This is a genomic window from Porphyromonas somerae DSM 23386, assembly GCF_000372405.1.
Classification (GTDB): domain Bacteria; phylum Bacteroidota; class Bacteroidia; order Bacteroidales; family Porphyromonadaceae; genus Porphyromonas_A; species Porphyromonas_A somerae.
This window is the reverse complement of the sequence record NZ_AQVC01000007.1, coordinates 1-22,396: the sequence shown is the minus strand read 5'-3', so window position 1 is coordinate 22,396 and position 22,396 is coordinate 1. Positions and strand designations below refer to the sequence as shown.

14 protein-coding genes and 1 rRNA gene are annotated in these 22,396 nt (G+C 49.5%); 14 read left to right on the top strand and 1 reads right to left on the bottom strand.

Annotated elements, in window-relative coordinates; all coding sequences use genetic code 11:
- Positions 1-244 precede the first annotated feature (244 nt).
- The 14 genes from A3GK_RS0102070 to A3GK_RS0102005 all read left to right on the top strand — a co-directional run bounded on the left by A3GK_RS0102070 (position 245) and on the right by A3GK_RS0102005 (position 21,641).
- Positions 245-3,505 (top strand): DUF2723 domain-containing protein, encoded by a 3,261-nt coding sequence (locus A3GK_RS0102070; protein ID WP_018027874.1) that lies wholly within the window; start codon positions 245-247, stop codon positions 3,503-3,505.
- The gene (locus A3GK_RS0102065; protein ID WP_018027873.1) at positions 3,502-4,170 is read left to right on the top strand and encodes a polysaccharide deacetylase family protein; all 669 of its coding nucleotides are present in this window, start codon (positions 3,502-3,504) and stop codon (positions 4,168-4,170) included. Before A3GK_RS0102070 ends, A3GK_RS0102065 begins: the two co-directional genes overlap by 4 nt.
- Positions 4,167-4,745, top strand: a complete 579-nt coding sequence (locus A3GK_RS0102060) for a 1-acyl-sn-glycerol-3-phosphate acyltransferase (RefSeq protein ID WP_018027872.1) — start codon at positions 4,167-4,169, stop codon at positions 4,743-4,745. Before A3GK_RS0102065 ends, A3GK_RS0102060 begins: the two co-directional genes overlap by 4 nt.
- A complete protein-coding gene (locus tag A3GK_RS0102055; protein ID WP_018027871.1) occupies positions 4,742-5,545 on the top strand; it encodes a nitrilase-related carbon-nitrogen hydrolase in 804 nt (267 codons plus the stop codon). The genes A3GK_RS0102060 and A3GK_RS0102055 overlap by 4 nt, the downstream gene beginning before the upstream one ends.
- A 69-nt stretch (positions 5,546-5,614) precedes the next feature.
- Entirely contained in the window at positions 5,615-7,099 is a 1,485-nt protein-coding gene (gene proS / locus A3GK_RS0102050; RefSeq protein WP_018027870.1) for a proline--tRNA ligase, read from the top strand.
- Positions 7,100-7,114: 15 nt separating this feature from the next.
- A complete protein-coding gene (locus tag A3GK_RS0102045) occupies positions 7,115-7,858 on the top strand; it encodes a 3'-5' exonuclease (protein ID WP_018027869.1) in 744 nt (247 codons plus the stop codon).
- Positions 7,859-8,272: 414 nt separating this feature from the next.
- Positions 8,273-10,681 carry a TonB-dependent receptor gene (locus A3GK_RS0102040; protein ID WP_018027868.1) on the top strand — a complete coding sequence of 803 codons (2,409 nt, stop codon included), beginning with the start codon at positions 8,273-8,275 and terminating at the stop codon, positions 10,679-10,681.
- 15 nt (positions 10,682-10,696) lie between these two features.
- Positions 10,697-12,220: a PepSY domain-containing protein gene (locus A3GK_RS0102035; protein WP_081605301.1), complete on the top strand. Its 1,524-nt coding sequence runs from the start codon at positions 10,697-10,699 to the stop codon at positions 12,218-12,220.
- Positions 12,221-12,751: 531 nt separating this feature from the next.
- Positions 12,752-14,269, top strand: a complete 1,518-nt coding sequence (locus A3GK_RS0102030; RefSeq protein ID WP_018027866.1) for a potassium/proton antiporter — start codon at positions 12,752-12,754, stop codon at positions 14,267-14,269.
- Entirely contained in the window at positions 14,266-15,066 is an 801-nt protein-coding gene (gene dapF / locus A3GK_RS0102025) for a diaminopimelate epimerase (RefSeq protein ID WP_018027865.1), read from the top strand. The genes A3GK_RS0102030 and dapF overlap by 4 nt, the downstream gene beginning before the upstream one ends.
- On the top strand, positions 15,063-16,268 hold the full coding sequence (locus A3GK_RS0102020) for an LL-diaminopimelate aminotransferase (protein ID WP_018027864.1): 1,206 nt from the start codon (positions 15,063-15,065) through the stop codon (positions 16,266-16,268). The genes dapF and A3GK_RS0102020 overlap by 4 nt, the downstream gene beginning before the upstream one ends.
- Before the next feature lie 45 nt (positions 16,269-16,313).
- Positions 16,314-18,488: a S9 family peptidase gene (locus tag A3GK_RS0102015; RefSeq protein WP_018027863.1), complete on the top strand. Its 2,175-nt coding sequence runs from the start codon at positions 16,314-16,316 to the stop codon at positions 18,486-18,488.
- Complete coding sequence (gene lipA / locus A3GK_RS0102010; RefSeq protein ID WP_018027862.1) at positions 18,485-19,393, top strand: lipoyl synthase; 909 nt, start codon at positions 18,485-18,487, stop codon at positions 19,391-19,393. Before A3GK_RS0102015 ends, lipA begins: the two co-directional genes overlap by 4 nt.
- A 4-nt stretch (positions 19,394-19,397) precedes the next feature.
- Positions 19,398-21,641, top strand: a complete 2,244-nt coding sequence (locus tag A3GK_RS0102005) for a lamin tail domain-containing protein (protein ID WP_018027861.1) — start codon at positions 19,398-19,400, stop codon at positions 21,639-21,641.
- A gap of 422 nt (positions 21,642-22,063) precedes the next feature.
- On the opposite strand, the gene rrf is transcribed toward A3GK_RS0102005, so the two are convergent.
- A 5S ribosomal RNA gene (gene rrf / locus A3GK_RS0102000) occupies positions 22,064-22,172 on the bottom strand.
- Positions 22,173-22,396 lie beyond the last annotated feature (224 nt).

Below are 22,396 nucleotides of genomic sequence, written 5' to 3'. Positions count from 1 at the left end.
TTTTAGGCTGTTATGCGAAGACCATCTGCCCCCTTACTTATGGTATGGATTTGACCGTGGATGTTAATTATGCACTCCGTGTAACAGTCTCCTTATTCATAGATACCCCGATAAATACCACTCACAACACTTTTCTAATGCGTAACCCCTATGCGTAACCCCTGGTGGCGGGCGTAACGAAATATTGAGCAAAGAGATATTTTAGTACCTTTGTGCAATATTGTATACATCTAGTAAGGCATCTATGGATATTAAGAGATATAAGGTATTGGAGCGCAGCCTTGGGTGGCTGCTCTTTGTGCTGAGTAGTGCGGTCTACTTCGTGACGATGGAGAAGAGTGCGAGTGTGTGGGACTGCCCTGAATTTATCACCACCTTTGCGAAGATGGAGGTGGGTCACCCACCTGGGGCACCTTTTTACATGTTGGTCTACAACACGCTCGCTAATCTCTTTCCAAATGGAGGTCAGTGGATAGCCACAGCGGGGAACGCGATCAGCGGACTCTTCTCTGGGCTCACCATTATGTTGCTTTTCCTCACCACAGCGCACCTTATCCGGCGAAGCGACTGGCTAGGAGAGAGCTGGGTAGCCCCTAGCTCAGTGAGCAAGACCCAAGTGGTGCTTTACCTCGGTGGCGGTGCGGTAGCAGCGCTTCTTTATGCCTTTAGCGATACCTTTTGGTACAGTGCTGTAGAGGCGGAGGTCTACTCGATGAGTAGCTTCTTCACTGCTTTGGTCTTTTATCTGATGCTAAAGTGGGAGGCGGAGGCCGATGAAGAGGGGAGTGACCGCTGGCTATTAGTGATTGCCTATCTAATGGGTCTGAGTGTGGGGGTACACCTACTGAACCTCCTCACCATCCCTGCCATGGGACTTATCTACTACTTCCGCAAGAGCGAAAAGCCCACTTGGAAAGGGGCCGTGGTGGCGGTACTCGTCTCCTTTGCCCTGATTGCGGTGCTGATGTTTGGTATCATGCAGGGGGTACCACAGATGGCAGGCTACTTCGACCTCTTCTTTGTCAATACCCTTGGTCTGCCCTTTAACAGTGGGTTGGTGGCCTATCTGATTGTGATGATCGGGCTATTGGTCTACACCTATTACCTCACCATCACTCGCCCAGTGAAGCCTCAGCTACTAAAGGGGCTTTACCTCGTATCGGTGATATTGATCGGTATTCCTTTTATGGGTAGCAGTTGGGTGATTCCAGTATTAATCATCGGCGGATTGGCGGTCTATCTTTTCAAGGCGACTCGGCTACCAGTGCACATAATGAGCACCACTGCCATGGGGATGCTTCTCTTCCTCTTCGGGATGAGCACCTACGGAGTGATCTTAATTCGTGCCAACTCAGATATCCCGATGAATCAAAATACCCCATCGGATGTCTTCTCGCTCCGCTATTACCTCTCTCGTGAGCAGTATGGCAAAGCACCGCTGATCTATGGAGAAAGCTATGCCGCACTCCCTGAGTACGATGATGCGGGAAGGGTAAAGACGGTGAAGAGCACCACCTACCGCCGCAATGGTAATCGGTACGAAAAGCAGGTGTCGGAATCTATTGTGTATCGTAGTGATATGAAGATGCTCTTCCCCCGTATGTATAGCAATATGATGCCTCACTACAAGCAGGGGTATGAGATATGGGGCGATGTAGAGGGAAAGACAATGACGGTATCGGATCGTGGTAAGACTCGTACCGTGGTAGTGCCTACTTTTGCCGAAAACCTGAAGTATTTCTTTAGCTACCAACTCAACTATATGTATTGGCGCTACTTCCTCTGGAACTTTAGCGGTCGGCAAAATGACCTACAGGGGCAGGGAGAGGTGTACAAGGGGAATTGGATCACCGGTATCTCGTGGCTCGATGAGATCTTCTTGGGGCCACAAGAGGGGCAACCTAGCTTTGTGACCGATAACAAGGCACACAACCGCTACTATATGCTTCCCTTGATCCTTGGTCTGGTGGGGCTAGTAGCTCAATTGTATGGCCGTCGGAGGGATCGCGAAAACTTCTGGGTGATCTTCTCGCTCTTCTTTATGACGGGTATTGCGATTGTACTTTATCTCAATCAGCCACCTTATCAAGTGCGTGAGCGTGACTATGCCTACGCTGGTTCCTTCTACGCCTTTGCCATTTGGATTGGTATGTCGGTGCCTGCCCTTCACACACTTATCACAAAGGGCAAAAAAGAGAGCCCCGCTCTCGCAGGGCTCTTTACGGCAGTAGGGCTAGCCGTGGTAGGATTGGTATTTCAGCAGAATTATGATGACCATAACCGCAATGGGCGGTCGCTTGCTTCGGACTTTGGCAATAACTATCTAGAGAGTTGTGAGGAGAATGCGATTATCTTCTGCAACGGCGATAATGATACCTTCCCACTCTGGTATGCACAAGATACCGAAGGGATAAGGCGAGATATCAAGGTCTGCAACACCTCTTACCTACAGGCTGATTGGTACATTGACCAGATGAAGCGATGGAGCTACGAGGCGGCACCGATGCCGATCAGTTGGACACCCAATGAGTATGGTGGAGATAAGCGATTGACCGCCTACATTATCCCTAATACCACCGATACAATCCCGCTTCGCTTGGGGCTAGACTTTGTGGCAAGTAACGACCCTAAGCTGAAGCAGATACCAGGGGTGGCTCAGCAGATTGACTATATGCCAGCTGACCAGCTATCACTCGCCTTTGACCCAGCTAAACTGGTAGCAAATGGCACGCTGATGCCCGCCGACACAGTGGCTCTAGGGCGACCAGAGATGCACTTTGACTTTTCCAAGAAGCAATACCTCGGAAGGCACGAGCTGATCATCCTAGATATGCTGGCCACCAATCAGTTTGAGCGACCCGTCTACTACGCCCTCACCGTGGGTGAGGATCAAAGAGTTGGCATGACCTCCAACTTCCGACAGACCGGTATGGCCTATCAAGTGCTACCCGTAGAGGTGAGGGGCACTGGCCGTGAAGTAGATATTGAGCGAATGTACCGCAATGTCACCCAACGCTTCCGCTGGGGTGGTGCCGATAAGCCAGGTACCTACTTCGATGAGAATAGTCGCCGCCTGGTGGAGACTTACCGGAGTATGATCTTCGCACCACTCGCCAAAGGTTTGGCGGAGAGTGGCGACCTAGAGCGTGCCAAGGAGGTATTGGCCCTAGCTGAGCGTGCAGTGCTGGAGGAGAATGTACCGCACTCCGTTTCGTCACTTCCACTAGTAGAAGCATACTATGCAGCAGGATTGACGAAGAAGGGCGATGAGATCTCTAGCAAGGTGATAGAGGATTATCTGCAGCAGTTGGATTGGTTCTTCCGCCTAAAGCCAGAACTGATGATGAACTCCCTCCCCGACATTCAAAATGCCCTCCTTATTGTAACGGAGGCCCTGAAGCTAAGTAATAGCAATAGCGATGCTCTCAAAGGAAAGTACGATGCACAGCTAGCAAGCTATCAGAATACTCTCCTCGGCATCATTAAATTGCTACGGGAGCCATGATTATAGAGCAACCTCCGAAACTCTATCGCAGACTATTTCCGGGTGCAGTATGGCGGATTCCTAGTCTGCCACACGAGGAGCAGCCATCGGTCTACCTCACCTTTGACGATGGCCCTATCCCCGAGGTGACCCCTTGGGTATTGGAAACTTTGGCAGAGTACGGGGTAAAAGCCACCTTCTTCTGCGTGGGGGAGAATGTATGGCGATTCCACCCCCTCTTTGAGCGCATTCTACAAGAGGGGCATGCGGTAGGCAATCACACCTACCACCACCTACAGGGATTGCCAACCCCTACAAGGGCCTACATAAAAGACACCATGAGAGCCGATCAATTGATCCATTCGCCACTCTTCCGCCCCCCACATGGGCATCTTGGGCGAAGTCAATTGAAGGTGCTAAGTAGTCGCTACCAACTGATTATGTGGGACGTGGTAACCCGAGACTACTCCAAGCGGGTGACTCCACAGCAGGTATTGGAGGCGGTAAAGCGATATACTCGCGACGGCTCCATCATCGTATTTCATGACTCACTCAAGAGTGAACCCAATCTCCGTTACGCCCTACCAAAGTCTATTGAATACCTCCTCGAGGAGGGCTATCAATTCAAAAGGCTACCTGGGCGGTGCGAAGAGGAGACTCATTCATTAATAACAGAGGCACTATGAGCCAACCTAACAACCATAACAAACCGCTCAACTGGGCCGGGCGACTACTCGCCCGCTTCGGTTGGACCCCTATATTTCCCGAGACTTTCCACCCGAAGAGTGTCATCTGCGTGGCACCCCACACCTCTAATTGGGATTTTATCATCGGGTATCTATACTACAAAGCGTGGGGCGTCGGCGTGACACCTCGCTTCCTAATCAAGAAAGAGTGGTTTACCTTTCCCTTCAACCTGATATTTAAGCCGCTAGGGGGACTACCAGTAGACCGCAAGAGCGGAGGCTCCTCGGTAGACCAGGCGGTAGAGATGATTCAGAAAGCCGACCGCCTACACATCGGCATCACACCCGAAGGGACACGCAAGCGCCGTGACCGCTGGAAGAGCGGATTCTACCGTATTGCGAAAGGAGCAGGCGTACCAATTGACCTAGCCAAGATTGATTATAAAAAGAAGGAGGTGGGCATCATTGCCTCTATTATGCCCGACCAAACCGATATAGAAGAGGCGATCCGCAAGATTCGAAGCTATTTCGATAGCAGTATGGCGAAGTACCCTCAGCAGTTTGCAGACCTATGAAAGAGCAGCTAGTAGTCGCTTCGCTACAGATGGAGCAGCAGCAGAAAGATATTGATGCTAACATCGCCAAGGTAAGGCAACTAGTGGTGGGGCAAGCGTTTGACCTACTAGTGCTGCCCGAGATGTGGACCACTGGCTTCCTCGTAAAGGTGGCAGACCTCTCTCGGGAGTTCCTCACCGAGGCATTCGAGCGAGGGCTGGAGACGATGAAAGCACTCGCCACAGCACACGATGCAGCGCTTTATGGCACCCTGCTAGAGCTACGCCCGAGTGGTAAGCCTAGCAACACCGGCCTTTTCGTTACCCCTACAGGCGAGGTGACCTACTACCGCAAGAAGCACCTATTTCACCTAGGCGGTGAGTCGGAGCACTTCGAGGCAGGAGAGGAGCGGGTGCAGGTGAGCTACCAAGGTTGGCAAATCCGCCTCAGCACTTGCTACGACCTCCGCTTCCCCACTTGGCTGCGGCAAGACCCAGAGCTGGGCCTTTATGACCTACTCCTCTGCTCTGCCAATTGGCCTCGTCCACGCCACCTGGCATGGGAACGCCTTCTCAGAGCTCGTGCGATTGAAAACCAGAGCTATCTGGTCGCCTCCAATCGTGGCGGCACCCCCCACCCCAAGCTCGTCTACCCTGGCTACTCCTTTATCCTTGATAGTGAAGGGGAGAGCCTAAGCGAGAGCAAAGAGCCAGTGGAGACCCTCCTCACCGCCACCCTCGCTCGCCCCGACCTTATGGCACGAAGGAGTGCTTTCCCCGTCCTCGAAGACCTCGACCCCTTCCAGCTACTACCAAGGTAATCTGAGAGAGGATTATTTGGTATCTTTGTGACGCAGAATAAAGAATGATATTTACGATAATAAGATAAGATGGCAAAGAAGATAGACGCACTCACCCCTCGGAGCGAAGACTACTCTAGGTGGTACAATGAGCTAGTGATGAAAGCCGACCTAGCTGAGAATAGTGATGTACGTGGCTGTATGGTGATCAAGCCCTATGGCTACGCTATTTGGGAGAAGATGCAGCAGACGCTCGACCGAATGTTTAAGGAGACGGGGCACTCCAATGCCTACTTCCCGCTCTTCATTCCTAAGTCGTTCCTCAGCAAAGAGGCCGACCACGTGGAGGGATTTGCTAAGGAGTGTGCTGTGGTGACCCACTATCGACTTAAGAATAACCCCGATGGCTCTGGCGTGGTAGTAGACCCTGCCGCAAAGCTGGAGGAGGAGCTGATCGTTCGCCCCACCTCTGAGACGATTATTTGGAATACCTACAAAGGATGGATCCAATCGTGGCGCGACCTCCCTATCCTCTGCAATCAGTGGGCCAATGTGGTTCGCTGGGAGATGCGTACCAGGCTATTCCTCCGCACTGCCGAATTCCTTTGGCAAGAGGGGCATACCGCCCACGCCACTTCGGAGGAGGCAAGGGAAGAGGCAGAGCGTATGATTGGCGTTTACAAGACTTTTGCCGAAGAGTACATGGGGATGCCTGTGATCGTAGGGCATAAGAGTGAGACGGAGCGCTTTGCTGGTGCCGTAGATACCTATACCATTGAGGCACTGATGCAAGATGGCAAGGCTCTGCAGAGCGGTACCTCCCACTTCCTCGGTCAAAACTTTGCCAAGGCTTTTGATGTCACCTTTACCGATAAGGAGGGCAATCAGCAACTCGTTTGGGCTACCTCGTGGGGCGTCTCCACCCGATTGATGGGTGCCCTCATCATGAGCCACTCCGATGATAATGGGCTCGTACTACCTCCACACCTCGCCCCTATTCAGGTGGTGATGGTGCCTATCTACAAGTCGGAGGAGCAACTAGCAGAGATTAAGGCAACTCTAGAGCCTATCCAAAAGGAGCTAAGGGCTAAGGGCATTTCGGTGAAGCTTGATGATTCTGATAATCGGAAGCCCGGCTGGAAGTTTGCCGAGTATGAGCTGAAGGGGGTACCGGTCCGCCTCGCCATGGGTGGTCGCGACCTAGAGAATGGCACGATTGAGGTGATGCGTCGCGATAAGCTAGAGAAGAGCACCCACGCACTAGAGGGTATCGTGGAGTACATCTCCGAACTGCTCGAGGATATTCAGAAGAATATCTATCAGAAGGCACTCAACTACCGTCAGGAGCATACCACTGTGGTGGATAGCTACGACGAATTCAAGCGAGTGCTTGATGAAAAGGGCGGATTTATCCTCGCCCACTGGGATGGCACACCCGAGACCGAGGCAGCGATCAAGGAGGAGACTAAGGCAACTATTCGCTGTATCCCTAGTGACGGAGATACCACTCCAGGTACTTGCATCTACAGTGGAAAGCCATCGGCACGTAGAGTGCTATTTGCAAGAGCCTACTAAAAGGAGGGTCGCTTGATGACAACTTTACTTTGGATATTAGGGGCGGTAGCACTTGTGCTACTCGCCCTTATTTTATACCCTAATAATAAGAAGCCGAGCATTAAGATAAAGACCAACTTATCGGACTTTCAAGGAGAGAGAGCCGTTCAGCCAATTGCAGTACGTAGCCCTTTATTAGACCCAATCCCAAGGGCAGAGGGAGATGGGGCAGTGGCAAAGTGGATGATCCTAGACCTACAGACTACAAGTCTCAGTGTAGAGGTTGGAGATGAGGCTAGAATCTTAGAGGCGAGCTGGGCGCTACTGGATGAGCAGTACAAGTTGATCACTCGGCACACCTATCGGGTCCGACAAGAGGTGAGTAGTTCGCCCGAAGCTTTCAGAGTGCATGGCATCTCTGACACGCATCTAACCCCTTACAGCATTTCTGAGCAAGAGCTAGTAGAGCGGTGGTTTTCTGATCTCACACCGGGAGCAATACTCGTAGGTCATAATATCGCCTTCGACCGTGCTATATTGCTAGGTACCGTGAGGCGAGTTGCACCTACGCATACAGCTGAACTAGAACAGCTCCCCACCTTCTGTACCATGACCTATCTCTGCACCTCGCCCGACAGTAGATACCCCAGCCTAGTACACCTCACCGAAGAGCTCGCCGGCATTCCACCCCAACGCTTTTATAGCCTTCGTCCTATCTCTTGGAGAAACGTCTACTTCACCCGTCTCTGCCTGCTCCATCTGCTCCCTAATAACCATTGATCTGAAGAGGGTCTCCATCTCGCCAAAAACTGAGATGCAACTCGTCATTTGCTTAGTTGCAACTCGGCATTTGCTTAGTTGCAACTCGCCGATCGCTTAGTTGTAACTCAATTTTGGCTATTGTATATAGCTGTATATCAATAGATTGCAAATGCCTTTTTCTCCTCTTTTGCCGGGTTGTCTATTCGACCTTTCCCCGCCCAAGATCCTTACTCACAGACACCCCGATAAAGACCATACGGTAAGACCTTTTTAATGCGTAACCCCCTGAGACTTCCGGTGCATTGGGGTGAAATGACCGGCAAATTGTGTACCTTTGCGGGAAATAAATTCTGCGACCATTGTAGTGTGCGTATGCTTGCATTATGCGACACAAATTGGTCGTGGAGCTAATTTACAATCATTTATATCATCATGAAGCATTATTTTACATCATTCATCATTCTCTTGCTTCTTGCTAGCTCTTCAACGAATGCTTTAGCAATCAATGCAAATGGGAATTCTGTTACCGACCCTACAAAAGCTGAGCCTGACTCGGTATACCACCTTAAGAGCTTAGAGGTAGTTGGGTTTAGACGCGACAAGGTCTCTAAAATCAATGTGGAGATGAAGCATCTTCCCTTTAGGATCTCTAAGATCTCTTTGTCGCCGCTGAAGCTCAGAGGAGTTTTTGACTTCCAAGAGGCAGTTAGATTTACCCCTGCGGCACATGTGAGCACTTCTTATGGTGCGTTTCAGCAACTTAGCGTGAGAGGTTTCGACTACACCCCCATAGAGATTGATGGGATGCGTGACGAGCGTACCACCTTCAACTCTTATCCTGTTCCCGACCTTACGATGGTAGAAACCCTAGAGGTGACCAAGGGGCCTGCCTCTATTCTATCGGGGCACTCCTCTGTTGGTGGTGCTATTAACATAGTGCGTAAGTCGGCTACAAATGTGCCCACTCTGGAGCTGCTCTTGATGGGTGGTTCGTGGAATACATACCAAGTATCTGGAACCATTGGGGGGAAGGTGGTCGACGGTATTAATACGCTTTTCAACCTAAATGTGGCTGGTGGTGATGGCTGGCGAGATAGAGGTGATAAGCGGTTTTCGCTGTATAATAACACCAACTTCCGATTGGCACCAAATCATGTGCTAGACTTGAGACTGAGCTATGTGCACGATTATTATGGTACCGAAGCTGGCTTGCCCGCTACGATGCCTGCCGATATTACAGATGAAGTTGCTGGTAAGGTGATCTATCGTGAGGGTGACCTCCTTAGGGGTCTTAACCTAGCACAGAGATACAATACGGAGAGTGACTTTATGTACAATACTAATGCCAATGGTATGCTTCGCTACGTTTTCTATATGGATAATGGGTGGAAGCTCTCCAATAAGGCGATGTACAACTATGATGTTATTGACTACTTCTCTACAGAAACACTAAGCTATCCTACTAGCGACAAGCCTATCTTCCCTTATTCTTACACAAGGAATGGGAAAAAGACTTATATTGATCTTGACCATGTACAGCGTACGTTTCCACTGCGCTTCCAGCATAAGTCTCAGACAATTCAGGATCAACTGGACTTCTCTGGTAAATTCAACATTGGTTCGGTGGGCAACAATATCTTAGTTGGTGGCTCATATACCTTTATGGATAGAGTATCATTTTCTGGATATGGCGTTGCTAAAAAGCCTTATGCTATTCATCATCCGAATGATAAGGATGATGTGTGGGGCCCTGGGGTAAATGCTATTGTCTCTGCCTATCAGCCAGATAATAGTCTCTTGATGCATTCTCGCTTTGGCAAGGCGTCGCCATCAAAGACTCAAGTGATTGGTCTCTTCTTCCAAGATGTCCTGGACTTCTCTAGTCAATTGAAGGGATTTGTTGCACTACGATATAATAATTATAGCATCAAAAACTACAGCAGGTCCTCTGCCATAGACCGCAAGGCTCAATACGATCGTGGTGAATTGACCTCCAATCTGACTTACAACTCCCTTACTTATCGATTGGGGATGGTGTATGAGCCTATTGAGGATCTCTCTATATATGGAAGTTTTTCCAACTTCTTTGTACCAGACCGTAGGGCGAGGTCTTTTAGTGAGAAGCAAATCTTAGTGGACCGCCATGGTAAGATAATTGACCAATCGAAGCTGGACTTTAAGAAGGCAGTATTTGAGCCAACCACTGGTTACCAAGCAGAGGTGGGTGGTAGCTTTAGCTTCTCGGATAAGCTGAGTGGTACCTTATCAATATACCATATTAAGCAGAATAACCTAGTCCGCAATATTGGAGTAGTGCCTGGAATAGTGGATGGTAAAAACATAGATAAGAGTGTGGTAGCACAGGTGGGGACTGTGCTCTCCAATGGACTGGAGACGGAACTTAACTACAGACCTATTGACCGCCTCTTTATCAGCCTAGGATATGGCCTCACAGATGTGAAGTATGGAGAAATTGCGAAGAATGAATTGGATCTAAGTGGAGTGGACAAGGGTGATAGGCTCAATAGGATCCCAATGCACACTTTCTACTCATTTGGTAATTACACCATTGATAAGGGGATACTTTCTGGACTTGACCTCAACTATAGCGTTACATTTACCGATAAAATATATAGGAACTTTGGTCGCAACCTGTACTACGACCCTTATACTTTGGTAAATGTGGGAGCTAACTACGCCATCAAAGACAGTGGTGTCTCTGTAGGTCTGCAGCTGAACAACCTTTTTGACAAGAGCTACTTTGCACAGTCTTTAGGTAATCAGATGATACCTGCTGCACCTCGTAATTTCAAGCTAATGATTCGCTACAAAATATTCTAAGCACTACTGGATGCTATGAAGCTTTTGCGTTTTTTGCACAAATGGCTAGGCATATTAATGGCACCTCTGCTAGTGATGTGGTTCGTCACTGGTTTCTTTATGATCTTTTCAGGGTTTCCCCGAGTGGAGAAGGAGCAAGCGTTTGCTCTATTGGACCCGATTGGAAGCATCGACTCCCTACCCAGCACGGGTGAATTGATTGATTGGTACCAGACACACACTGCCACAGGAGACAGCCCTACAACTCTCTCACTGAAGCGTGAGGAGGGGAGGGCTGTGCTCTCGCTCAGTGGGGCCCAAGGTGAGGTCTTGATGGACCTTCGCTCCGAGAAGCCTATAGACGATATCCCTCCAACGCTGGAGGAGCTAACGGAGAAAACACTTCGACTTACGGGGCTCTCGCCTGCTCGGGTAGATACATTGCACCAGCTTAATCAGTGGTTACCTTTTGCCTCACGTAGAGAGGACTTGCCCTTTATTAAAGTATCAGTAGAGAACCCGAAGTCTACAACCCTTTACTTCTCTGGCAAGAGTGGCCGACTGTTGCAGGAGACCAACCAAAGCAACCGCTGGATGGCCTACTTTGGTGCCATCCCTCACTGGATTTACTTCTGGCCAATTCGGCAAGATGTGGAGCTTTGGAAGGGGATATTTGTGGTCTTGGGGATTATGGGCTGTGTGATGATTATTTCAGGCATCATTGTGGGCGTTGTATGGGCCGTGAAGAGCCGAAGATCCTCCCGACGCCGTTGGTCGCCCTTCTCAAAAAGGTCGGGCAAGTGGCTGTATTGGCACCATATATCGGGGCTTCTCTTTGGTATAATTGTGCTCACGTGGATGTTTAGCGGCTGGATGTCCTTGGATTCCTTACCCCGCTGGCTTACTGGTCCATCTCCTCGTACCGAGCTCTATAGCATTAAGGATGGAGGAGCTATTACTGGCAATGAGGTGATGCACTTTGAGCCCATCCTTGCCCAGCACCCCAATGTGAAGCAGGTGACCTACTCACACTACATGGGGCGGCCGTACTATCAACTTGAGGAGAGCGATAAACCAGCTATCTACCTAGTATACAATGATGATGGTTCTCTTGTCCCACTGGCATTGAGCCAAGAGGAGGTGGTGAGTTATCTCAAAGGTCTTGACCTAGCGATAGAGGTGAAGGAGGCATCGGTGTTCCATCACTATAAAGGCGATTATCTCCCCCATCCGCGGGGAAAGCGGAAGCTACCTCTCCCAGTACTTTACCTCTTGACGGCTGAGGGGACTACCCTTTACATCGCATTGGAGGAGCCCTACTTATCCGTACAGAATCGGGCGACGAGACTCAATAGTTGGGCCTACCAAAAACTCCACTCGCTAAAATTTGTCTGGAGCTACGAACACCCTACGCTTTGGCTCTGTATCATGCTCTTCTTACTCACAGGTGGAGCGGTTGTTAGTGTCACTGGCTTAGTCCTCGGATGGCGAGCCCTGAAACGTGCACTAAAGCACCGCTCAGGCAACCATCAGCGACGTAGGGAGGTACAGCAGGGGTAGCCCATTAAGAGGATATCCATTGGCATTCCCTTTATCCCCTATCGGGGAAAAGCTAAGGTAAGGTCCTCCATAGGTTGGGGGACCTTACCTTTTGCGTTCCGATTTTAACTGTAGTGGCGGTTTTGCAGCTTCGAAGGGGTCATTCGACGGGGTCAGGGGTTACGTATTAGAAAGGTCTTCCAAGTCGTAATGATCGGAGCATCTATGGGAGAGCACTTGCTTAATGAGGCACCTCCCTGACCCCGGCTGAGGGGTCAGACCTAGAGATAGGGTTGTCCGACCCCTCGGCTGGGGTCGCAAGGGTATTTTACACCTATCTATACACAGGTCATCGGCACTGCGTGCCTTGACCTGTGCCTATTTAGCACGGACCTCTGCCGAGGTCCTTACTCATAGATACCCCGCCAAAAACCATACAGTTAGAACTTTCTAATGCGTAACCCCTCATTTCAAGTGGTGTTGGGGCTGTATTTTCATTCGTTTTTGGTATATTGCAAGTTGAAACGAACATGACATATTAGAAGCAAATATATGATACTAACGGTACTATCCACCGACCATCTACTTCTGTACGGCTCTATACTGGCTGTACTAGGATTATTTCTAAGCAAAACTGGTTTTAGATTTGGGCTGCCCACCCTGCTCCTATTCCTAGGTGTGGGAATGGCAGCGGGTGCCACAGGCTTCATCAATTTTGACAGTCCAGTGATTGCACAGGCGATCGGCTCGGTAGCTCTGGTGGTGATCCTCTTCTCGGGTGGTATGGATACCTCCTTTAAGGAGATCAAGCCTATTATGGCACCTGGAGGGCTCCTAGCTACAGTGGGGGTGCTATTGACCGCACTATTCACGGGCACCTTTATCTACTTCCTTTTCCAATGGCTAGATATGGGGATCAAGCTCACGTTTCTACAATCGCTCCTCTTTGCCAGTGTAATGAGTTCAACTGACTCGGCGTCGGTCTTCTCGATTCTTAGGAGCAAGAAAACCAACCTGAAGCAAAACCTCAAGCCACTCCTAGAGTTTGAGAGTGGTAGCAACGACCCTATGGCGTACATGCTCACCATGGTGCTGATACAGATGATTAGCCAAGGAGATAGCGTTACGATATGGGACGGGGTTTTGATGTTTGTAGTTCAATTTTCACTCGGACTACTCCTCGGCTTCGTACTCGGGAAAGGTGCCATTTGGCTGGTCAATAGAGCCAACCTCTATGCCACGTCGCTCTATCCAATACTGATGCTCTTTATCGCCTTTTTCATCTACTCCCTCACCAATACGGTACAGGGCAATGGCTACTTGGCAGTCTATGTTGGGGGCTTGGTGATTGGCAATTCTCGCATGCAGTACAGTCATACCATCGCCAAGTTTTTTGATGGTATGCAGTGGCTCAGCCAATTGGTGATGTTCTTGACACTGGGACTTTTGGTAGATGTCCCTTACATGATGAAGCTAGCACTCCCCGCGCTATACATTTCGCTATTTATGCTCTTCTTTGGGCGTCCGCTATCGGTATTCCTCACGCTGCTTCCCTTTTGGGGTAAGTTTAGTGCCAAAGCACAGCTCTACACCAGTTGGGTGGGCTTGCGTGGAGCGGTGCCGATTATCTTTGCGATATCTCCGTGGGTGGCTGGTCTGGAGCATGCACAACTCACCTTTGCCATCGTCTTCTTCATTACCATCCTCTCCCTACTGATTCAGGGAACTACGGTGCATACGATGGCGGATAGGCTGGACCTTATCGACTACTCGGTGAGGGAAAATGTCTTTACCGACATCAATCTACCTCAGCAGATCAAGAGTGCTATTTCGGAAATCATCGTGAATGAGCAGATGCTCAGCAAGAGTGATATGATGCGTGACCTGGAGCTTCCCGACCACACCCTAGCCATAATGGTACAGAGGGAGGGGCAGTTTTTCATTCCCCGTGGGCATACTCAGCTTCGGGTAGATGACCACGTCCTATTTATATCGGACGACCAAGAGGCGCTGGTACAAGCTTATGAGGAGCTGGGAGTTAATAACTATAGTTTGGATAGCAACGCATGAGCCAAATAATATTTGATAAGTTACACGGTCTGGGCAACGACTACATTTACATAGACCTAGACAAGTATCCACTGGCAGACATTGCCCAATTTGCTCGTCAATATAGCGACCGACGAAAGGGGATCGGCGGTGATGGGGTGATCACCTACCAACGGCAACCATCGGGTCATTATATGATGCGGATCTTCAATCTCGATGGGTCGGAAGGGCTGATGTGTGGTAATGCTATCCGCTGTGTGGCTAAGCTCCTCTACGAGAGGGGGCTGGACCGCTCGAATCCGATGACGATTGAGACGCAGTCGGGCGATAAAATACTTGCCCTTACGCTAGAAGGGGAAGAGGTAATGGCGGCTAGAGTGGATATGGGATTGCCCCGAGTGCTGGAGGTAGGGAAACGAGTACAAGGGGTAGAGGGGAGCTACATCTCTGTCGGCAACCCCCACTTTATCCACTTTATTGAGAGCGACCCTGATGATTACCCTCTTGCAGAGGTGGGGTCAAAGGTGGAGCACGACGCAGCCTTTCCCGATGGCGTTAATTATGAAGTCGCTATGATCCAAGACCCCAGCACGATTAAGATGAGGGTATGGGAACGTGGTTCGGGGCTCACTCAGGCGTGTGGCACAGGGGCTACCGCCACGGCTGTTGCTGCAATCAACCTCGGTTTGGTCGCCCATAAAGTGAAGATAGAGATGCCTGGCGGCTCTCTCGTGATTGAGTGGAGTGGCAAGGAGAGCGACCCTGTCTATATGACGGGGCCAGCTACGTATGTTTACCAAGGAATCGTAACGATATGAAAAAGATAAACAACCAATTTAATAAGCTCCCTGGGAGCTATCTATTTGCCGAGATCAATCGGCGAATTACTAAGTATCAAGAGGCTCATCCCGAAGCGAAGATTCTACGCATGGGGATTGGTGACGTCACTCGCCCCCTTCCCCCAACCGTTATCAAGGCGATGCACGAGGCGGTGGATGAGATGTCGAGTGGCAAGACTCTCAAAGGGTATGGGCCAGAGCAGGGCTATGCCTTTTTGCGTGAGCTGATTGTGCAGCATGACTATGCCTCGAGAGGAGTAGAACTAGCACCAGATGAGATCTTTGTAAGCGATGGAGCCAAAAGCGATACCGCTAACATTGTGGACCTCTTTAGCAATGATGTGCGGATAGCAGTCACCGACCCCGTTTACCCGGTCTATGTCGATAGCAACGCCCTTGCAGGGCGGGCAGGTGATTATCTTGCCGAGAGTGGACAGTGGAGCCAACTCACCTATCTCCCTTGTAGCCAAGGCAATGATTTCATTCCGCCACTTCCTCAGCAGCCAGTAGATATCATCTACCTCTGCTATCCCAATAACCCCACGGGCACTACCCTCACCTACGATGAGCTAAAGAAGTTTGTGGAGTACGCCCGTGAGCACGATGCTCTCATCCTCTTTGATGCCGCCTATGAAGCCTTTATCCGTGAGGAGAATGTACCTCACAGCATTTACGAGATAGAGGGAGCGAAGGAGTGTGCGATTGAATTCCGAAGCTACTCCAAGACGGCTGGCTTTACTGGCGTGCGGTGTGGTTATACAGTGGTGCCCAAGTCGCTTCCAGGCGGGCTCAATGCCATGTGGAGCCGTAGGCAGACCACCAAGTTCAATGGGGCTAGTTACATTAGCCAAAGGGGCGCCGCAGCTATCTACACTCCAGAGGGAAAGGCCGAGGTACGTGCCAATATCGATTACTACCTACAGAATGCCCAGACCATTAGGGAGGCACTCACTGAGATCGGGGTAGCACACTATGGAGGCGTCTCCTCGCCCTATATTTGGCTCAAGACACCCGAAGAGTACCCTGCATCGTGGGATTACTTCAATTACCTACTCACCGAGAAGCAGATTGTTGGCACGCCAGGTGTTGGCTTTGGGCTAGAGGGTGAAGGCTACTTCCGTCTCTCCGCCTTTAGCACTCACGAAGCTACTGCTGAAGCGATGCAACGGCTCACCAAATAAAAGCACAAAACTACTAATGTTAAAACCAATAGCAACAGATAAATAATGGATATAAGACTTAAGAGGCTAGTTACACTTGGAGTACTCATACTCCTTTGCTTTACCCAAAGCAGGGCAGAGGGAATTTCACTAGAGGCGATCACAGGTGGCAGATATTGGCCACAGAGTGCAGGCTATGGCTTCCGTCCCATGGTAGATGGAAAGAGCTACACGGTCATCTCGGATGATGGCACTCGACTAGTACAGTATAGCTATGAAACGGGCAAAGAAGTAGCCGTACTCTTTGACACCCAAAAAGCTCGTGACTGCGACTTTGATACTTTTAGCGACTACCTCATCAGTGATAGTGGGCACCATATCATCATTCTGCGAGATTGGAAACCTATCTACCGCCGAAGTGCTACGTATGATGCTTATCATTACGACGTGCGTCGCAATAGGGTAGAGCCACTGACTGCGGAGGGGCGTCGGGTACGTGTTCCCCTCCTCTCGCCTGACGGTCGTAGCTGTGCCTTTGTGGTGGATAATAATATCTACATCAAGAAGTTTGACTTTGATACGGAGGTGCAAGTGACTACCGATGGCAAGTGGAATGAAGTGCTCAATGGCGTGACCGACTGGGTCTACGAAGAGGAGCTCTACGTCACAAGTCTGATGAGCTGGAGCAAGGATAGCCAGTATCTGGCCTATGTACGGTCCGACGAAAGCCAGGTAAAGCAGTATGATATGGCGGTGTATGGCACCGGGCTATACCCCTTTACCTACCAATTTAAGTACCCAAAGGCTGGTGAGGAGAATAGCAAGATTTCCATCCACCTTTACCACCTTGACAATCGCAAAACCTCTACCGTTGATCTTGGGATAAAAGAGGAATTCTATATCCCTCGGTTAGAGTTTCACGAGGAGAGCCTTTACGTCTTTACCCTCAATAGGCATCAAAATCACCTTCGCTCCTATCAGGTCAACCCTCAAAGTCAGGTGGCACGCCTCTGGATTGAAGATAAAGATGACCGCTATATCGATAGCAATAGCTGGGTGTTACAATTGGCCTTCACTCCTCAAGGGGCTTACTATGTCTCTGAAACCTCGGGTCGCCCACAGCTCTACCGCTACGATAAGGCAGGTACACGTCAGGAGCAGGCAACCAAAGGTGAGTATGATATCGATACCTTTTATGGGGTTTCTCCTCAGGGCGAACTCATTTATTCTATCGCCTACCCCACCCCAATGGATCGGGTGGTGGTGGCTCAAGACCGCAAAGGAAAGATCCGTTATCTCTCCCCAGAGAGTGGCTGGAGCAATGCCACCTTTAGCAGTGACCTGAGCTACTATCTACTCAACCACTCATCGGCGACAGAAGTGCCTAGATACCAGATTTGCCGAACGAAAGATGCCAAGACGCTAACGCTACTGGAGGATAACCAGACATTGAAAAATAGATTGGCACAGATCAGATATAATCAGCGCGAGTTTATCAAAGTAAATACCCAAAGTGGTCAGCAACTGAATGCTTGGATGATCAAGCCAGAGGGCTTTGACCCCAATAAGCAATACCCTCTCGTGATGACTCAGTATAGCGGTCCCGGATCACAGACGGTGGAGAATCGCTTTAGCTTTGGCTGGGAAGAGTATCTAGCACAAGAGGGATTTGTGGTAGTTGCTGTAGATGGACGTGGCACTGGTGGTCGTGGAAGCGATTTCAAGAAATGCACCTATCTACAAATGGGTATTCTTGAGACTCAAGACCAGGTGGAGGCAGCTCAAGCTCTGGGGCAACTTCCCTACATTGATGCCAAGCGGATCGGTATCTTTGGCTGGAGCTTTGGAGGGTACATGACGCTGATGACCATGACCCGTGGACAAGGCACCTTCGCAGCAGGCGTAGCAGTCGCTCCGCCAACCGATTGGGGGCTATACGACACGATCTATACAGAGAGATATATGCGCACGCCCCAAGAGAATGCCAAGGGATATCAAGCGACTTCAGTAATGCCCTATGTAAGGGGTCTGAAGGGGGATCTACTTATTATCCAAGGTACGGCCGACGATAATGTACACATGCAGAACGTGATGCATCTGGTCCCTGCATTGGTTGAAGCAAATAAGGATTATAGGATGCTCGTCTATACCGATAAAAACCACAGCATCTACGGAGGGAATACACGCAACCACCTATATAGGCAGATAACGAATCACTTCAAAAATAGCTTAATGAGATGATAGAGGGCAAGAAAGAACGGCCACTTCGTAAGCCCGATTGGCTAAAAATTAGTATCTCTAGCACCGATAGCTATTCTGGCACTTCTGAAACCATTAAGGAGGCGGCTTTACATACCATCTGTAGTAGTGGCCGTTGCCCCAACCAAGCTGAGTGCTGGAGTCGTGGTACCGCCACCTTTATGATTGGAGGCAATGAGTGTACCCGTGCATGTCGCTTCTGTGGCACCCCTTCGTGTAAAACACCCGCTCCCCTCGATCCTGATGAACCTAGGCGTGTGGCGGAGAGTGTCCGCAGGATGGGACTTAAGTATGTGGTGATCACTTCGGTGGATAGAGATGACCTGCCCGATGGAGGAGCGGAGCATTGGCGGCAAACGATTGAGGAGGTGCGTCGGCTGAATCCGCACGCCACGATAGAAGTACTGCTCCCTGACTTTGGAGGACAGCTAGCGTCTCTCGACTTGGTCTTGGAAAGCCAGCCCGATGTGGTAGCCCATAACCTTGAGACGGTACGACGCCTGACCCCCACCGTTCGCCACCGTGCCACTTACGAGAATAGTCTCAAAGTATTGAAGCATATCTCCGAGCGTGGCTTTGTTACCAAGAGTGGCATTATGGTAGGTCTGGGCGAAACACCAGATGAGGTTAAGGAACTATTTGCCGACTGCCTTGAGGCGGGAGTTTCGACACTGACCATTGGACAATACCTACGCCCTAGTCATCAGAATATACCAGTGGAGGAGTATGTGCACCCCGACCAATTCAAAGCCTACAAAGAGGAGGGTGAGGCGATGGGACTTTCACACGTAGAGAGCGGACCGCTTGTGCGCTCCTCCTATAGAGCAGACCAACAGTTTGAAGTAGCTAAAGGGCATATCAATCTCACAGATCTCCTTCAAAAGTAACTAGATGAAGCAGCACTTTCTACTCCTTCTACTGCTACTTCTACTGTCACCGCAGCTCGCTCACGCCCAAGGGGGGTGGACGGGTGATCTGGACGAGTTTATCATTGAGGATGGCATCGCAAGGCACCAAAACAATGGCAAGTCGGGCGGTGCCGTTATCTATAAGGACTTTACCTCCGAGGCTTCAGAGAGTTTCTCTTGGAGCCTCGGCTTTGTATTCCAAGACCTTCCGACCAGTAGCAATACCTTTGAAGTAACCCTATTCAACCAAGAAGTAGGCAACTTTCGATACTATTACAAGGTGGTGCCTACTAAAAACAATACTAGCATTGGACTAATCAAAGAGACCTACCAGAAAATAAGCTCCACAGAGAGCCGTAAACTTTCAAGCACGGTACTCACCTCATGGCAAAATAATAGTGGCTACCAACTGTGGCAGAAAGTCCAAGTAGAGGTAGACTACCACGCTACAAAAGGGATACGTTTCCGATGGTTCACTCCAGTTTCCGGGCTCCGTCAAGGCGAGTGGATTGAACTACCCGAAGGTCGCCCCTATTGGCGAATGAGCCTTCGCACAAAATTCACCTCAAAGAAAAAGCTCAATAACGCTTATATCCTTCCCAAGATTATCCAGGATAATACTGGGGGAGAAGAGGAAAAACTCCATATCCAAGAGCAATGGGCTGAGCAATCAGGACGGGTACACCTCAAGCTTTCAGAACCAATCTCGATCCGAGATGCTACGGTCACCTGCGCTGGATTTCAACCCACCATCTACTCAGGAGACAAGGCCGAAGAAATCGTCATCAATCTAGGAGCTACTTTCATGCCTGGAAATAGCTACCACTTTGAGATTAAAAACCTAATAGATAGGAATGGGAAGTATGTAGACCTCTCCTTCCAAATTGATATCGAATCTATCCAACCTGGCACCACCATCATCCCAGAAGGTATATTCATTACAGAGGTAATGGCCTCACCACCAGATGATGGCCCCCTTCAAGGTACTAAGTACATAGAGCTCTACAATAATACTGGTGCACAGCAAAATCTAGCTCTTTACACTCTCCACTACGGAAAATCAAAATACCCATTGCCAAATATAGTGCTAGCACACGGGGCATTTGCCATACTCTATCTTGAGAGCAACCCCTACCCCACCAGAGTAGCGACTCTGGTACCAATGCCAGAGTTTCCAGCTTTGAGCGGAAGCTTTAAGTTGCGACTTGTAGGGAGTGACAATAAAACCCATGATGAGGTAAACTTCAATTCACAAATCTATGGTGAAGGTGTTCCCAAAGGCAAAGCCTCAATAGAGCGGGTAGGCTATCAGCCAGACCTATGGCGACGCTCCACAAATCCCAACGGTGGCACTCCAGGTATGCCCACAACACTTCAGCCATATAGAAATGTAGCACCTAAGAGCATCGTAATCAATGAGCTGCTCCTCTCTCCACCCACTACAGGAGAGAAGTATATTGAGCTATTCAACACCTCAACAAAGGCAGTCAATCTTGCAGATCTCTATCTGACGTATCGAAATAAGGAGGAGAGTATTACCTCCACCTCCTGGCTAATTGTCCCCAACGACTACCTATTGCAACCCAATAGCTATGTGGTACTCACACCTTACCCAGATGCCCTTCCCCGCTTATACCCTGAACACGATAGCCATACATTTGTAGAGAGAATAGACTTCCCAAGTATCTCCACCACCTATTCAGAAGTGGCACTCCGTGCTCACTCCAATGGCGAGGTGATAGACCAAGTTGTCTATCGACGCCAGTGGCTAGGAGATACCAGTAACGATCGAACTGGGTTCTCACTCGAACGCCTCTCGCCAAGTGCCGATGGTACTAAAAAGGAGAGCTGGCAAAGAGCTCAAGCAAATGGCAATAATAAAAATACAGGCGGTACACCAGGACGACCCAATAGTGCAAACGGGATGCCTCTACCGGATAGAGGCAACTATTATATAGAGTGGCCAGAAGACCCCATACTCACCTACAAACAAGTAGAGCCATTACTACAAGTATATGCACCACTTGCAACATTAACACTCTACTCAATCAACGGCGATCTGCTAATGACCTCTCAAGGGGAGGAAATCACCAATACCCTTCAAAGTATACGGATAGGCAATCTACCCTTTCCAAGTATGTTAATGGTACTTGTCCTACAATTCCAGCACCCTGAAAAGGAGCCCAGCAACCTCTTCTACCGCTCTGTGTGGCTACACATACAGTAAAGCGCTTATGGAAACAAGCAAAACCACTTGCAAGGGGCTTGACAGACACTCTACCAACTTTTCCATGAACATTCTCCAAAAAGCAAATCAAAAGAGGGCATAGTGGGCATCATTACAACTGGCCCTTACAACAGCACAAAGATACCAAAGAGCCCCACCTACCTTGCTCCCTAGAGAACCCTAGATAAAGCTAACTTAATACTTAGGTGCTCTTCATCGCATTGGTCAGCAGTTGCCCACCTTTCTGACCTATCCGACCTGTCCGACTCGTCCGATCTGTCCGACTCGTCTGATCTGTCCGACTTGTCCGACTCGTCCAAGATTGGCTACAAAAGCAGCGGTGGAGAGGAAAGTGGCAGCAAACAGTACAATAAAAAAGAGAGACACTCTAGGAAAAACTTCCTAAAGTGTCTCTCTCTGTAAAATGGCGACTACCTACTCTCCCTTGTTAAAAGTACCATCGGCGTGACTAGGCTTAACTTCTCTGTTCGGAATGGTAAGAGGTGGATCCCTAGTGCTATAGTCACCTAATTATATCGTGACATACTGGCAAATATCATAGCTATCTACTATCAATAGCTCTTAGAAACTCTGAGATGACATCTCGAATGTATATCTCAATTCTCTCTATCTTACTCAATATATNAAGCGTACAACATTTAGTAACCTATTCATGCGTACTGTAATTACACAACACTACACTTCGGCCTAAAGTTTACGGGTAATTAGTACTGCTCAGCTAAATGCATTACGGC